We start from the raw sequence: 15644 nt of genomic DNA, 5'->3' as shown, positions 1-15644 counted from the left end.
TCGTCAGGCCTCCTTCGCCGGTCTCATCCAGCTAAGCCATGACGGTTTTCCGCTCCCGTTGGGCAAAGCCCGCGGGCGGGTACGGTCGGATTCGTTCTCGTCGACGGATGGCAGCCCATAGTAATGCATAATCGCCCGGCTCACTTTTTGCAGCTCCTTTTCATAGTCGGGCCAAGGAAATGCAAGCAGACTGCCCTCCGTTTCGCTGCGGTAAAACGAAGGCACATAAGGCAGACTGCCAATATAGGGCATTTCCAGCTGCCGCGAAAGCTGTTTTTCGTTTTCAACATCGGGGGAACGGTGCATTTTGTTAAACAACAGCATCGTCTGTCGTTCCTCCCATTGAAACACGGGCTGCAATATATGCTCGTACAGCCTGCGCCACTGCGCTTTGGCCTGCTGGCTTTGATCGGTTTGCACAAGCAGCAGGTCGGCGGCATGGATGCTCTGCGCAGCCAACGCGTGATCGGGATAGCTGCCCGCATCAATCAGTACGATATCGTAGCATTCCCGCGCTTTTTCAATCAGCCAGGACACTCCGTCGGTTTGGTAGTAGTACAGCTTTTTCAGATCGCGGTTGCCCGCCAGGTAGTGAACGTCCTGCGACAGCCGCTGCATTTTACCGGGCAGCTCGGCCGCTTGCAGCTGCTTACCTTGCAGGCTCCCCCACAGCTCGTCCAAATATTTGGCGGAATAGCGAAACCCGCTGTCGCCGGGGTTCCAGCCGTTCATTCCGAGAATGCCGATACGCGCGCCTGACAACCGCGATAAAGTAACACCCAGCCCGACCAGGCTTGTCGTCAGCCCTGTCTGCGGAAGCGCACCCACGGCTGTAATTACTTTGCTGGCGCTTCTTTCTCTGGATAGGCAAATATTGGCCGCAGCCTCGGCCACCTGCTTCGGCGTTCGGTAAGGCAGGATGTATTGCATGGCGTGCGCGGCGCATAACGTTTGCGCGGCTTTAAGCGCAAGCGGCTCGGAGCTGTTGCTCAGCATATAGATGAATTTATTATCGGGATAAATGCCGCGCAATGCGATCGCCTCATGAATGTCCAGCAGCGCATCGCTTACCAGCCACGCGTCGCCCGGGGCCACCGGGGCTTCAAACGGCTTGCCCGCAGGCTCGGCCCGCAGGGGAGCGGCTTGTTCCATAACTATAACCATATCTTTCGATACTGACACTACCGAGCCGTAGCTTCCGGACATCCGCAGCGAATCCAGAAGTCTCCGGTCAGAAGAAACTACATATATATTCAATTCATCCTTCGCCTCCCTGTTCATTATGGGATTTTAACGATAAACGACGAGAAAGCGGTAACCCTTCGTGCCGTATTTGCGGATGAGCTCCTTTTGCTCGTCATTTACGATAAGCTCTATCGTGTTGACGGCACCCGACGGCTTTTTGCGGTCATCCGATGAAGCGATTTCCTGATTGTTCGTGCCTTTCGCATAGCTTACGACAATTTCCTGAAGCTTCTTCTCCTCGTCGGACGGAATTTCCAATGGAACCGGCTTTTCTTTGGAGCTCCCCTGCTCGTTCGCAGCGGTCGCGGCGGTTTCGCCCGTTCGTTTGCCGTCGTCCTTCTGTACCGGCAGCAGCGAAACTCTGTCGCCGCGCAGCAGACTCCCAGGCGGCTTGCCGAACACCCATTCCGCAGGCAGCGGCATGTTCCACTCGCCCGGGGCCGGGAGCAAATGGCCTGTATTGAGCATCGCATCCGTCAACTGCTCGTTGGACCTGATCGCTCTTGCCGTTTCCTGGTTTACCACGGCGGGCAGCTTCACCAGGGCCCCGTCGACCAGCTGGTCCTTTCTAATTTTGTCCAATTTCAAATCGGCTTCGCTTAAGCGAATGCCCCGTTCTACCGGACGGGCCGCTTTGACGACATCAACCGTCCCCCAGTTCGGCTCTACCCCCCATTTCCAAGCAACCAATAAAGCGGGTCCGGACAAGCACAATCCAACAATGAATAAGTAATAAAAAAAACGATACCAAAAGCTCATCGTGCTTCTCCCCCCGCTCTACCCGTTATTCATAAGCTTATGCAGCATCCGTTTCGTGCCCGGGCCCGCTATCTTCCCCTCCGCTGCCGCGGGCTGCAGCCAGATGTGCAGCCATGGCAGCAGCGCCCGGTTCAATCGCTGCTTCACGCCGGGTCGATCCTGCGCGAGAATGCCGAGCCAGCTTGCCTCGGCAAGCTTGGACTGCTCGATCGCGGGCAGCAGGCAAACCGGCGTTTCCGGCAAAATGCGCAGCCATTGTCCGGTATTGCCCGAAGCCACCGCCTTATTCGCGATGGCATGCACGGGCCTTCCGGCCGACCGCAAATCATCCAGCAGCCGCAGATTGCGCCGGACCGTTCCAAGCTCCAGCTTGTGTATCAGCGGGTCGACGACATAGACGAAATCGGTTGCGGCTGCCAGCAGCCCGCCTGCTTCGTGTTCCAGCCAATCGGAACCGACGTCGACTACGACGACAGGCCGTTCCAAGCTCCCGAACAGCTCGGGCCAATAGGCCGCTCCGGGGCTGATCCGGCTGCCAGCGGGGCTATCGATGTCCGCGCCGCCCGCCAGTCCGTAGGGGGTCTGGCCGTAGGCTGCCGCAGCCGGGGCGTCCGCGATGCGCCCTGCGCCGGATATATCCGGCGGCGCTGCTTCCGCCTGTACGGCTAGACTGGAGCCGTCTGCGTTATTGAGGCCGCCGGCACTGCTGCCGCTGCCGCTGCGAAAGCTATCGGCAGCATCCGGGGCGACAAGCGGCGATGCGGAGGCGGAAGGATGCGCCGGCAGCCAGAGCGTGCGGCCGTCCGTCCACGGCGCCTCCGGCTGATGCCGCAGACCCGCATCGTTGTAGCAGCGGTAGCCGGCGGGCGCGTGCTTCTCGCCGTACAGCAGCGCGTACAGCTCGGGCTGCCGGCCCGGCGGCTCGAGCACCGCGTGCGGCACGCCGAGCCCGTGCAGCGCGCGGGCTATCGCCAGCGCCGCGAACGTCGCGCCTGCGCCCGCGTACAGGGCGCCCACCGCGATGACGCGCGGCGGCGCCAAACCGGCGGCGGCATTGCCAGCCGCCGTTCCCGCCCGCGCCGGCCCGCGCTGCGCTGCGCCGAGGCCCGGCGCCCGGCGCTCGGCGCCCTCGGCTGCGCCGCTCTGCGCTTGCTGCTCCGCCAGCGCGCGCTGCAGCTCGGCTCGCACCTCCGCCGCGCTCTGGCAGCGTGCATCGGGCTCCGCCTGCAGCAGCTTCTCCACGAGCGCGGCGATGCTCGCCGAGAGCCTGGCGTCATGCTCGCGCAGACGCTTGTAGGCGGCGCGGTAATAATGACCGCCGCTCAGCAAAAAATACATCAGCGCGCCGAGCCCGTACAGATCGGTGCGCGCGTCTGTCTGCCGCCCCTCGAACTGTTCCGGGGCGGCGAAGCCGACGGTGCCGATCTGCACCGTATCGGATGGTTGGCCGGCCTTGAAGCTGCGTGCAATGCCGAAATCGATCAGCCGTACCCGCTCCTCGATATCGATCATCAGATTGGAGGGCTTCAAATCACGGTAAATGATCGGGTCCGGCCGGTACGAATGCAAATAATGAAACAAATCGCACAGCTGGAGCGCATAACCGATCACTTGCCCCTCGGTCATTCTCCGCGCCTGCCGTTCAAACCGCTGAAGCAGCGTCTCCCCTTCGATATAATCCATCACCAGGTAGCTGAAGCCCCGTTCGTCGGACGGATAGTAGTCGACAATATCCGGCAAATTCGGATGATTCAGCCGAATCAGCATCTCGGCCTCCGCACGCGAAGCATACGCCTCTTGTTCTGCCGGACGCGTTTCTTTAACCGCCCGGCGTTTGCCGGACAACCGCAGATCGTCAGCCACATAGACGGTGCTCGTCCCGCCGCGCCCCAGCACGGCTGCAATCCGGTAACGCCCTCCCAGCACATCGCCGGGAAACTTGCCCATCTGCTGCTCAATCATCTGCATCCCCCCTCTGCTATTTTGATACGCATTCATCTGCGCAGACACAAAAAAACCGCCCCTCGCCATGCACTATTGCATGGGAGAGGCGGTACTTCCGCTCTGCGTTTACCAATATTGTATAAATTACCACATTTTTCATTGTTTTGCAATAAAATTCGAGCATATTTGCATATAGATTGATTTCTCTCCGGAATAAATGCTCTCGCCCCTTAAGAGACGTGCGCGTTTGTCAAAGCAAAGACTAAAAACTTATACGATGCTTACAACTAAAAAACAGTATGCCGATAAGGATAATTTTACTATTATCATGTATAATAGTGAAGAAAGCAGCTTACTAATATTGAGTACTTAACTTATTGTTTTATCCGATTACGACTTTATCGGGTTAAGACCCCACCTTTAAGGTGGGCCTTGAATCAGGTGGGGTAGAGTCCCCATCTGATTCTCCGATGTCAGCAAAGCTGAACGAGTTCACTTAATCTGCGAGGAGGCCGAAACCATGCAATTGTTTTCACCGATCACCATAAACGGAATGACGCTCAAAAACCGCATCGTCATGTCGCCGATGTGCATGTATTCCTGCGCGGACCAATCCGGCAAAGTGCAGGACTGGCATAAGATCCACTACCCTGCGCGCGCGGTAGGCCAAGTCGGGCTGATCATCGTCGAAGCTTCGGCGGTTACCCCGCAAGGACGCATTTCGCCTCAGGACCTCGGCATATGGAGCGACGAGCATACGGCGGGGCTGAAGGAATTGGTTCGGCTTGTACAGGGCCAAGGCTCCAAAATCGCGATTCAATTGGCGCATGCCGGACGTAAAGCTGTGCTGGACGGCCCGATTATCGCACCTTCGGCAATCCCGTTCGATGAACAATCCAAAACGCCGGACGCCATGACGGTCGAGCAAATCGAGGAGACCAAACAAGCGTTTATCCAAGCGGCGCGTCGAGCGCAGGAAGCCGGATTCGACGCCCTGGAGCTTCACGGGGCTCACGGCTATTTGATCAGCGAATTTTTATCGCCGCTGGCGAACCATCGCACGGACGCCTATGGCGGAAGCCGCGACAACCGCTACCGCTTTCTGCGGGAAATTATCGACGGTGTCCGCGCTTTCTGGAAAGGACCTTTATTCGTTCGCGTCTCCGCCAACGAATACGATCCGAAAGGCAACCGGCTCGAAGACTTTATTTATTTCGCCGAACAAATGAAAGCGCAAGGTATCGACCTGGTCGATTGCAGCTCCGGCAGCATCGTGCCGCGTCCGATCCAGGCGTATCCCGGCTATCAGGTGCCGCTCTCCGACGCGATCCGTTCATCGGCCGGCATCGCCACCGGCGCTGTCGGGATGATTACGACCCCCGAGCAAGCCGAGGAAATCATTTCCAGCGGCCGCGCCGATCTGGTGCTTCTCGGCCGCGAGCTGCTGCGCGACCCGTACTGGCCGCGCACTGCAGCCAAGAAGCTCGGCGTCCAGCTGGAAGGACCGAATCAGTATAAAAGAGGCTGGTAAGCACAGTCTCTTCTATGTAAAGGCTATTCAAAAGACGCCGCCCGAGCGAACAAAAGGCGGCGTCCTCTTTTTTGGCTAAGGCTCGATAAATTCAAAGCTGTCCCGGATCTGTGCCAGCTCCTCTTGCTGTACTTTCAAATCAGCTTTTTTTGCCATCGTAGTGATTAGATAAAAATGGTTGTTCGCTTCAAATAAGAATATCGTGAACACCTGCTTGTATGCCGCAAAATTAAAAACCGCTTGCTTGGCAGGGAGTCCTTGAAAAATGACTTCAGTTTCTTCTAATCGATCAGCTTCGTCGTCCCCCCAGTTCTGCTCCATTATATTTTCATAAAACTGATTCAGCTCCACACCTTCTTGTTTAGGGAATACGTTTACCATAAACGCGTTAAAGCTGCCTCCTTCTATCCTCAGCATAACGGATTCTTGAGTCCCCCCGGTTTGTACCCAATTTCCAAAAGCTGTTACCCGAAAGGTACCGTCGGAGGAAACGAAGCTGTGCTTGCTCTTGATCGTAACCATTCGGCTCGAACCGTCCCACTCAACCTTGCTTCCAACAGACTCGGCTACAAACCGAAGCGGCACAAATGTAGTTCCGGAAATAAGTTTTGGCGGTTCGGTTAACTGAACGGGTTGTCCGTTAACCTCCGCGTTCAGTTCATCAATATGTATCTGGATCGAAACGCCCTCTTTTTCGCCAATAATAGTCTTGCTATCTCCCAACCATGTAATCTTTAAGCCAAGCTTCTCGAAAATAGGCCGAAACGGCACGAACGTCTTCCCGTCCGAGATAAAAGGGGGAACTTCAAACTGAACGGGCAGTTCATCTAACGTAACATGAATATCATTCGTCTCCGGCTTTTCCATTGGTTTTATTCCATCGACAGCGACGCCCCTCTGTCTCAATATTTCTATAGTCTGACTTGCTTGTTCGTTCAATGGGTTGTTCTTCAAGACAACGGATTTCAAATTGGGGATCGTTTCCAGTGCGGCGATATCTTGAATCTGATTGTTTGCAAGAGACAAATACTCCAACTCAGGGTGGTTTTTTAAAGGCTCTATGCTTTGGATTTGATTATTGCTGGCGTAAAGATCCGTCAAAATCGACAATTTTTCAAGGGGCTGCAAACTTTGAATCCGATTATTGTTGACATTCAAATTTTTCAAGTTGGTTAATCCGCTCACAGGTGCAAGATTGTCAATCTCATTTCCATCAAGAGCAAGCCATATTAATTGGTTTAATTCGCCTATCGGCTTAATGTCGGACAAGCCTTGACCGGGCAGCATTAGGCTTTTCAAATTAGTCGCATGCTCAAGACCTTGCAGACTCGTAATTTTACCATTTGAATCCTTACTTTTCGGATATAACGATGTCAGCTTCTTTAAATCCTCCTGCTTCAAGTCATGGTTTGCAGATTCATGCAGCTCTAGCAAAATGGCTTTCGCCAAATTGGAATCCGTAATCACGGATTCCGCCCAAATTGACGATGCCGGCAATAAAAGCATCAACATAATGCAAAGCATAATCGGCCTTCTAAGCGCATGGACAAGCATCAATACTCTCCCCTTTATGTATTTATGTATGGAAAGTATTGTTCGCCAATTTATTCCAAAGCCCTCCTGCTTATGACATTTTATTTCCCTAGTTCCCCCTCACGAGTCCCCGCCGCCCTTCCCCTGCTCCCTGCACCAAGGGGCATCGGCGATTTTATGCAAAACCGCGTTTATTTTGTAAATGGCATACGGAATCAATACGGACAGCAGTGCGCAAAACAACGCGAGCCCGGAAGGCATATGGCTGAATAAAATGGACATACTGTTCTCCTCCTTGTCCTAATGAAAAGTCCGGTTGATCGTTCCGGCGCGGCGGAGCTGCACATGGGGCTGCACGTCGATCGTGCACCGGCTGAACAAATTATCTTCATCATTCGGATCCCAATGCCCGGCGATATCCTTCCACACCGGGTAATGATTTTTTTCCAAATAACTCCCCAAACCGATAGCGTCCACCTTAAATTGCTTCTGCAGCTTATTGATCGCATCCCGCGTCATCCGTTTCATCTCCTGAGACAGCTTGTCCTCCAGCTGCCGGATGACCTGCTTGTCCATCATGTTCAACGGCGCCAACGATTCTTTGACAAAGCCTTCCGTATCGATTTTTATCATAAACCGGATATGCTGCGGATCCGTGACATCGGCATGAATGCGATGTTTGACCCGCGCCATTTCATAAACAAACATATTTCCATTCAGTTTCGCTTTGAGGATGCCGTTTTTTACTTTTCCGGTCAGCAGATTAAGCCCTTCCGTTTCTTCCGAGCCCAGCACCCCCTTCATGGTAATCGTGTGCCCCCGGAATACGGCCGCACCGACGACCTTTACCTCATTGCTACCGCCGATAATCCGCTGCAAGGCAAAGCCGTTGCGGTCCAAAATGAGCTCATGCAGATCGCCCAGCTTCGTCTCGGGCAGCATCCGGGCCGTTCTCCTGCTGTTTTGAGTCACTGAATGGATATACATAACAGGCAGCTTTTCGTTGCTTGGCACAACCTCCAGGGCGCGTCTGGCTTCTCCGTCGGACACTAAAACCCTGGTGCTGCGGCGAATTTCCTGATCCCTTAAGAAAAAATCGAGTACATGGCCGATATTTTCCTTTTTTTCTGCAATCTTATTGGAAATGATAATTATTTTCAAATGTTCGAAATACGGGCTCCGGCTTGTCCGGGCCGTCATTTGCCGTTCAATATCGGCCATCGTATCCCCTTCGGACGTCATATTCATAAACGAGGTATCGGATGTCCGCTCTTTTCCTCCCCCTTGCAGCTTTTGCGGAATGACCACCTGATAAGTCACGGAGTAACGCTGTTTTTCTTTCGGCTTGTTACGCGCTTCCAGGCGGTTAGCCTTCTCGGCATGTTCCGAGTGCGGCTCATCAATCGCAACCCCGATCACAAACCCCCGCTCATTAATCTCGATCCGGTCCCAACAGCCCGAAACAAGCATCGTCATAAGCAGGGCCAATCCGATTCGCAGCATCTGTTTAACCATCCGGCTTCACCTTCCTCCATTTGGCCGCAATAAAAATAAAGGCCGGCAGCATGATACAGCACATAAAGTGAAAAAAACTTATAACCGTACCGAAGCTGTTCAGTTCGCTGTTGTCTTGAGGAACAAATGAAATGAGATAGATGAGAGGCGACAGCACCAAAAGCTTCGTCATTTTGGAAGCCTTCGGCACGATCGATTTCAGCGACAACATACAGACATCCAGCGACATAGCCGTCGTATTGAAGATCGTCATAATCCATATCGTAAAAAATAACGACTCAAACCTTTCAAAAAAAGCGCCAGGCACTTCCGCCTCCTTGGCGAATTCCACGGTCGGAAACGCGAGCTCTGCGGTATTTCGATAAGAAAGCACCCCAATGGTAAAGATGTACAGTACGATATAGGTGGCGAAAGGTATCATCGTGCCCTTCACTGCGGCCTTCACGGTACGCTGCGGATTTTTCATCAGCATTGCGTACATCAGTACGATTTCAAACCCGAGAAACGAAAAGCCGCTTGCTTGCGCCCCCTTCATGATACCTTTCCAATCGGTAACGAACATCGGTTTGAAATGGTTGACATCAACGACCCCGACATTTAACAGCAGCGACAACGTCAGCACGGCGCCAACAATTGGAAAAAACAGCATATTTAACCGCAGCAAGCCCACTCTGGAGCCGTAGACCGCATAAATAACAACCAGCATAAACGCTAATCCGATAAATTCAATGGGAGTCTTGTCAAATAAATAGTGCTTCGTTACATCCGCCACTGAACGCAACTCGAAAGCGGTGAACAGCAGGTACGAAAAGGAGAATAATCCCGTCAGCATATAACCTACAGGCCTGGATGCGATGCGTGAAATGAATTCAAAGTACGACTGCTTGGGAAAGCTCGCAGCCAGCGTGCTAAGGATCCACACCAAAGCAACGGCGATCGTACCGGCCAGTACAATGGACATCCAGCCGTCCGAGTAGCGGGTCGTGGCGGCAATATTTCGGGGAAGCGTCAAGACGCCCACGCTCAAGATCATCGAAGCTATGGAATACATCAGCTCTTTCTCCTCGATTTCCTGCTCGTGTCCTAACGGTTTACTCAAGCTGTCTCACCCCCTTCGGCAGCTTCCGCACGGCGGCAATAACAAACAGCAGCGGAGGAACCACATAAGAGAAAAAAACCTGCAAATAAAGGTCGGTTTTCAACAAATCCAGCGCATCCATCAAAGTATGCGGCTGCATCGAGATCAAGTATACGATCGGCGCCAAAACGAGCACCCAATGAATTTTACGGACACGGGGGAACATCAGGCCAAGCGATAAGATTATTGCATCATAAGCCATCGCGCCGGTATTGAAAATAGTCGTAATCCATATGACAAAAAAAATGATATCCGAGCGTTCGATAAACCCGCCGGGGATAATGGCTTCTTTGACCATATCAATCGACGGAAGGATGAGCTCAACCGGCACCTTGCTTCCCATTACGCCGATAACGACGGTATAGCTGAACAATAACACCGCCGCGCTGATCGTCATTCCATAGACGGACCATTGCGGAATGCGTTTCTGCATGCGGGCATAGCCTGCGTACAGAAGCAGCAGCTCATAACCGACAACCGTCAGAACGGTACGCCCGGTAGCCTGTACCATCGTAGGGATGTCTGTTACGAACATCGGCTGCAGGTTGCGCCATTCGAAATTTCCAAGCGCAATCAAATAGGAAACGATCAGAAGCAGCATATATATCGGGAAAAACATGAGATTAAGCCGTAGCAAGCCTACTCTGGAGCCGGATACGCCATAGATCAGGATCAGCAGAAAAGCGAGCGCGGAAACCTCGACAGGGGTTTTGGGAAGCAAATACATTTGCGCAATGCGTCCGACCGCAGACACCTCATAAGCGGCAATCAGCAAAAAATGCAGCGCCAACGCGGCCGTCATTGCATAAGCGACAGGTCTGGTAACGATTTGTCCGGCGAACTGCAAAAAATTCGCTTCCGGAAAGCGGATCACCAGCTTCGCCGTCATCCAGGCGAACAACGTGCCGATAAGGCCGCCGACCAGAAGGGCGATCCACCCGTCAAAGGTATGCGTTACTTCATTAATAATCCGAGGTACCGTCAATATAAGCACGCCGTGAATATAGGCCGGCAGCAAAAATATAATTTCTTTCGACCCGATCCGCTCATCTCCGTAATCAAATGGTTTCATGCAGCTCACCTCAAATCGCGGTTCATTCTGGTGCGATCCTCCGTCTGCATCATGTCGGGCCGCGTATCCAGCATCGTAGTCGGGGCGCGCAGCACGAGATCCTTCCAATCCTTTTTGAAAAATGGGGCGAATGGCGCGGAGTAAGGAATCCCGAAGCTTTTCAAATTGACGATGTGGATATTAATGATGATGTAGGACAGAACGATGCCGTATAAGCCGAACAAAGCGGCCGCAATCATAATGGCGAAGCGAATAATCCTTAGCGTGATAGCAAAAGGATACGAGGGCAGCGTAAAGGACGAAATCGCCGTAATCGCTACCACGATGACCATGATCGGGCTCACAATACCGGCGGCTACCGCCGCTTCCCCGATCACAAGGCCGCCGACGATGCCGATCGTTTGACCGATTGGCTTGGGCAGCCGGACGCCGGCCTCACGGAGAATTTCCAGGGTGCCCTCCATGAGTAACGTTTCTATCACTGCCGGGAACGGAACCCCCTCCCTGCTGCCCGCTATCGAAAAGGCCAGCAAGGATGGGATCATGCCTTGGTGATATTCCACTAAAGCGATGTAGAAAGCCGGCAAAAAGGTCGCGATAAAAGCCGCAATCAGCCGCAAAATCCGCATTAACGTGGCGATCAGCCAATGGCTATAGTAATCCTCCGGGGATTGAATAATCGCCCCTATCGTAACAGGCAAAATCAACGCGAACGGCGTCGTATCGACCAAGATCGCCACCTTGCCCTGAACGACCGCCGCGGCCACCTTATCCGGCCGTTCCGTCGCCAAAATTTGCGGGAACGGGCTCATGAAGCTGTCGGAAATCCACTGCTCGATATAACCCGATCCGATCACATCATCGACATCGATCGTGCTGATGCGTCGCTGCACTTCGCGGACAAGCTCCGGATTCGCGATCCCTTCCGTATAGGCAATTACAATCTGCGTCTGGCTTCTCCGCCCGATTCTCATATCGAAAAAACGCAGCTTCGGATCCTTCATTCTGCGCCGTACTAAAGACATATTGGTACGCAGATTTTCCGTGAAGCCTTCCCGCGGTCCGCGGATCAGCGCTTCCGTCTGCGGTTCCTCGACGGCTCTGCCGTCCCAACCTTGACTGCCTATAATTAACGCTTCCGCGGCTCCGTCGACTAACAACACCGTCTCTCCGGAAAGGACGGCCAATAAACAGGCTTCCATCCGATCGGATCGGCTGATGCCGTTCAGAGGCAGCACCTCGGCCATCTGATTCAACAGCCCGGCGCCTTGCTCGGCCTGCTGCAAATAGTTGGACGTGTCCCAGTTGAATGCTTGCAGCGGCTTCAGAACATTAGTGTTGATCAGCTCTTTATTCACCAGCCCGTCCAAGCAGACCGTCGCGCAAGCCTGCTTTTCCGCTCCAAGCGCGATAATCCTGATCAGTAAGTCATTGGGCGTCGCCAGAGCCGTCCGAATATAACCGAGGTTCGTCTCCAGCGAAGCGGACAGCGCGGCGGACCCTTCATTGCTTTGCGCATACCGGATGCGCTGCTTGGGCTGCGGTGCGAGCCTGCTCAATAAAAAACGGAACATGGTAAGCCCTCCTGTTCACCCTTGCGAGTTTCTTTCATTATGGCTTTGATCGGGGAAAATTATCCAAAACCGTCTCGGGCTCACTTGTCCGGTTATTTAGGAAAGAATCGGGGAAACTATAAAACGCTTCCTGTTAGCGGCACTGCTCAAAGCTCGGCGAATATGGCAGAGAGGGCGGAAATCGTTCTGGAGAGCAGATTTGAAGGAGGAATTTTAACGTATGATGAAAAAAGCGATTCTAACCGTCTGCTGCTTATTTTTATGCTTGAGCGGCGAGCTAAGGGCCGGTGCCGGCGTTCGGGCCGATGCCGACGCGCCCAAAAAAGGACGCTTCTACTATGAAAAACGCGGGGAGGTCGTATGGGAGGTGCCGACGGATGAAAAGGTGATTGCCCTTACGTTCGATGATGGCCCCGATCCCGAGGATACCCCGAAAATTTTGGAGCTATTGAAGCAGTATGAAGCCAAAGCGACCTTTTTCATCGTCGGCAAAAAAGCCGAGGCCTATCCGGAAATCTTAGGCCGCGAGGATGCCGAAGGCCATGAATTAGCCAATCATACATACCATCACATTTACTTTAACCGTTCCTTTTCGGAGAAAACCATTACGGATGAAATCAGCCGGGCGGAGGAAGTGATCTACAAAAGATCCGGGCAAAAGCCCCGTCTGTTCCGGCCGCCCGGCGGATTTTATAATGATGCCCTTGTACGGGTAGCCAAAAATTCGGGCTATAAGGTCGTCATGTGGTCCTGGCATATCAATACGATGGATTGGAACACGCCCGGCGTCGATAAAATCGCGAAAACCGTGTTGAACAACGCCAGAAACGGCGATATCGTGCTGCTGCATGATTGGGTCGAGGGAAAATCGCAGACCGTGGAAGCGTTGAAGCAAATATTGCCGGAGCTAAAAAACAGGGGCTACCGTTTCGTCACCATCTCCGAGCTGCTGACCTACAGCCGCCTCAGTCCGGTGAGGCTGATGGATTAAACGAAATGGTCCGCCGGTATCCGCCTATTCAACCAAGGATAAGCGGCTTCGCCGTCCTTCAAGAACGAGCGCGTTTGTCAAGGCTATACACAACCGACACAAAAACAACGATCACCCGGACGGGCGACCGTTGTTTTTCATAATCCGGTTTCACAGCGCCGGCACGCTAATTATTGCTGCGGGGTACGGCTGCGCAGCCGGCTGAGCTGCTCCTCGATCAGCGACTCACGCGCCGCCGCGGCAGCGGCCTGGACCGAATTCGCGGCTTCGATCTCCGCTTCCTTCCGGGTGATCGTCTCCTCGATGCGCTGAAAGCCGCGCGCCGCCGAACCCGTCTCTGCGAAATAGCCCGTGCCCGCAGCAGCAGCGTATGCCTGCGCATGGGACTTCACCTTGCCGGCGCGTTCCATCAGCTCGCTGCGCTTGGCCTGCATGTCGGCGTAATCAGCCTGCGCCTGATTGAGCCGCCGCTCAAGCTCGGCCGTACGGGCCGCGGAAGCCTCGGAAGCCCGCGTATACTCGGCGGCCTTGTCCAGGAAGTCAAGCTTGGACTCCAGCGCTTGACGCGCTTCCGCCATGCGCTCGTCCGCCATGGCTTCGCCCGCTTTCCGGTCGAATTGCTCCGCCTGGCGGTTGCAGCCGGCAATCTGCTGCTCCAGCATGCGGTGTGCGGCCGCTTCTTGAATGAGCGCCTGCCGGATATGATGAGTTTCCTCTTCCATGCTGCGGAGATAATGATTCAGCATCATCTCGGGCTGCTCCATCTTGTTCAGCGCCTCATTGACCGCCGCTTTTGAAATATCGACTATTCTTTTCCATGCTCCCATTGAATGTATCCCCCTTTAAATTGGTTGGTGTAAACCGAAATCAATTACATGAACTGGATATTCGACTGCCGCGGCGTCAGAAGGCTCGCGACGATATAGACCAGCAGCGTCGTTCCGAAGCTGCAGAACATGGCGATAACCATCAGCAGGCGCACCAGAGTGGAGCTGATGCCGAAATGTTCGGCCAATCCGCCGCACAAGCCGGAAAACCAACGATTCGATGTGGAACGGTACAATTTTCTCATGTGAGCATTCTCCTTTTATGTGCATTTTTCCGATTTGCAAGCTTTCGATTCGGACGAGTTCAATGCATCGTTTTTAATTGGCTTGCTTCATGACTTTATTGTAATGGCTGGCGGCTTTCGGCAAAACAGACTCAGGGCGGTTTTGCCGACTGGACTTAAGATGGGGAACGACGTCACCTTAGGTCGGGCGATCCGATACGGACACCGAAGAAACGGCTTCGCTGTCGCGCCTTATCAAGCATGTGTATATATTTTTTTGAAAACAAAATAAGCCGAGTACCATAAAATTAGTGGCACTCGGCTTCTGCCTGATAGGGCAGGACTACCTTTCGGCATAGGTATCATGATTATGATATATACTTAGTTAATTTACGCTGGGCCGACATTATTCGGTCCCGAATCCCTGCAATTCCAAAAAGCTCTTCATATGAAGCCGGGCCGGCGTCTTCAGCTTGGCCGTCATATCCTCCGACCAGGTCGAGGTTTTCTTCCCGCCCGTCCGTTTGGTGATATATTGTTGAATGATCCGGTCGTACTCCTCCATCGGTCGTGTCATCCGCTCCGGATCGTACGTATTTTCATGCAATACCGCGGCAAGCGGCAGACGCGGGCGCAGCCCCGGCTGCTGGTCCGGGTATCCAAGGCACATGCCGAATACCGGATATACGTATTTCGGCAGCTGCAGCAGCTTCGCCACCTCCGCAATATGATTGCGGATGCCTCCGATATAGACGATGCCGAGCCCCATCGACTCCGCGGCAATTGCGGCATTTTGCGCGGCCAGCGCCGTATCGACCGTAGCGACGATCAGATGCTCCGTCGTGCCGATATAGGCCGGCTCCGCATCTTCATGCAAGGCATGCGCCTGATGCAGCCTGAACAGATCGGCACACCAGACGAGAAATACCGGGCACTCCAGAACATAGGAATAATTGCCGGATAATACGGACAGCTGTTGCTTCATATGCTCATCCGCAACCCGGATAATGCTGTAGGCCTGAACGTTGCTGGAGGTGGAAGCGCACTGCGCCGATTCCACGATTGCATGCAGCTGCTCATCGGTAACTGGCTGTCCGGTAAATTTTCGGATCGACGTATGCTTTTTCAACAGTGCGGTAACTTCATTCATGTTTATTCCCTCTCTCCTCGTCTCGTTTCTTTTTGGATGCTTTGTTATCCATTATTTCGGATTGCTTCCGGGAAAGCAAATGGCATGCGGATTACGGCACTATTTTGCGATGAGATGAATTTATGCCGTTCCGGCCTATGA

Annotated in this window: 14 protein-coding genes; 2 read left to right on the top strand and 12 right to left on the bottom strand. The window is 53.6% G+C overall.

Features of this window, described 5'->3' with window-relative positions; translation table 11 throughout:
- Window positions 1-3: 3 nt before the first annotated feature.
- The 3 genes from E1757_RS24830 to E1757_RS36120 are packed head-to-tail and all read right to left on the bottom strand — an operon-like array spanning window position 4 to window position 3966.
- Window positions 4-1257: a P-loop NTPase family protein gene (locus E1757_RS24830; RefSeq protein WP_133233240.1), complete on the bottom strand. Its 1254-nt coding sequence runs from the start codon at window positions 1255-1257 to the stop codon at window positions 4-6.
- Between the two features lie 33 nt (window positions 1258-1290).
- Window positions 1291-2004 (bottom strand): SAF domain-containing protein, encoded by a 714-nt coding sequence (locus E1757_RS24825; RefSeq protein WP_133233238.1) that lies wholly within the window; start codon window positions 2002-2004, stop codon window positions 1291-1293.
- An 18-nt stretch (window positions 2005-2022) separates the two neighbouring features.
- Complete coding sequence (locus E1757_RS36120; RefSeq protein ID WP_181956690.1) at window positions 2023-3966, bottom strand: serine/threonine protein kinase; 1944 nt, start codon at window positions 3964-3966, stop codon at window positions 2023-2025.
- 502 nt (window positions 3967-4468) lie between these two features.
- Here E1757_RS36120 and namA point away from each other — a divergent pair.
- A complete protein-coding gene (namA, locus tag E1757_RS24815; protein ID WP_133233236.1) occupies window positions 4469-5479 on the top strand; it encodes an NADPH dehydrogenase NamA in 1011 nt (336 codons plus the stop codon).
- 75 nt (window positions 5480-5554) lie between these two features.
- On the opposite strand, the gene E1757_RS24810 is transcribed toward namA, so the two are convergent.
- The 6 genes from E1757_RS24810 to E1757_RS24790 form a co-directional block, all read right to left on the bottom strand.
- Window positions 5555-7033: a stalk domain-containing protein gene (locus E1757_RS24810; protein ID WP_133233234.1), complete on the bottom strand. Its 1479-nt coding sequence runs from the start codon at window positions 7031-7033 to the stop codon at window positions 5555-5557.
- Between the two features lie 99 nt (window positions 7034-7132).
- Window positions 7133-7294 (bottom strand): hypothetical protein, encoded by a 162-nt coding sequence (locus E1757_RS35980; RefSeq protein ID WP_165972271.1) that lies wholly within the window; start codon window positions 7292-7294, stop codon window positions 7133-7135.
- An 18-nt stretch (window positions 7295-7312) separates the two neighbouring features.
- Window positions 7313-8527, bottom strand: coding sequence for a Ger(x)C family spore germination protein (locus E1757_RS24805; RefSeq protein ID WP_133233232.1), 1215 nt, complete (start codon window positions 8525-8527; stop codon window positions 7313-7315).
- Entirely contained in the window at window positions 8520-9626 is a 1107-nt protein-coding gene (locus tag E1757_RS24800) for a GerAB/ArcD/ProY family transporter (RefSeq protein ID WP_133233231.1), read from the bottom strand. The genes E1757_RS24805 and E1757_RS24800 overlap by 8 nt, the downstream gene beginning before the upstream one ends.
- The gene (locus tag E1757_RS24795) at window positions 9619-10737 is read right to left on the bottom strand and encodes a GerAB/ArcD/ProY family transporter (RefSeq protein WP_133233230.1); all 1119 of its coding nucleotides are present in this window, start codon (window positions 10735-10737) and stop codon (window positions 9619-9621) included. Before E1757_RS24795 ends, E1757_RS24800 begins: the two co-directional genes overlap by 8 nt.
- A 5-nt stretch (window positions 10738-10742) precedes the next feature.
- Window positions 10743-12311, bottom strand: coding sequence for a spore germination protein (locus tag E1757_RS24790; RefSeq protein ID WP_133233229.1), 1569 nt, complete (start codon window positions 12309-12311; stop codon window positions 10743-10745).
- A 220-nt stretch (window positions 12312-12531) separates the two neighbouring features.
- Here E1757_RS24790 and E1757_RS24785 point away from each other — a divergent pair, with 220 nt between their 5' ends.
- On the top strand, window positions 12532-13302 hold the full coding sequence (locus tag E1757_RS24785) for a polysaccharide deacetylase family protein (protein ID WP_246079475.1): 771 nt from the start codon (window positions 12532-12534) through the stop codon (window positions 13300-13302).
- A 170-nt stretch (window positions 13303-13472) separates the two neighbouring features.
- Here the strand turns inward: E1757_RS24785 and E1757_RS24780 are convergent, their stop codons facing one another.
- The 3 genes from E1757_RS24780 to nfsA form a co-directional block, all read right to left on the bottom strand.
- Complete coding sequence (locus tag E1757_RS24780; RefSeq protein WP_133233228.1) at window positions 13473-14129, bottom strand: PspA/IM30 family protein; 657 nt, start codon at window positions 14127-14129, stop codon at window positions 13473-13475.
- Window positions 14130-14173: 44 nt separating this feature from the next.
- Window positions 14174-14374 (bottom strand): PspC domain-containing protein, encoded by a 201-nt coding sequence (locus tag E1757_RS24775; protein WP_133233227.1) that lies wholly within the window; start codon window positions 14372-14374, stop codon window positions 14174-14176.
- Window positions 14375-14759: 385 nt separating this feature from the next.
- On the bottom strand, window positions 14760-15503 hold the full coding sequence (nfsA, locus tag E1757_RS24770) for an oxygen-insensitive NADPH nitroreductase (RefSeq protein WP_133233226.1): 744 nt from the start codon (window positions 15501-15503) through the stop codon (window positions 14760-14762).
- Window positions 15504-15644: the final 141 nt, after the last annotated feature.

The organism is Paenibacillus piri, assembly GCF_004354045.1.
In the GTDB taxonomy this organism is placed as follows: Bacteria; Bacillota; Bacilli; order Paenibacillales; family NBRC-103111; genus Paenibacillus_S; species Paenibacillus_S piri.
Note: the sequence above shows the minus strand (reverse complement) of the source record. Positions and strands in the feature narration are given on the sequence as shown.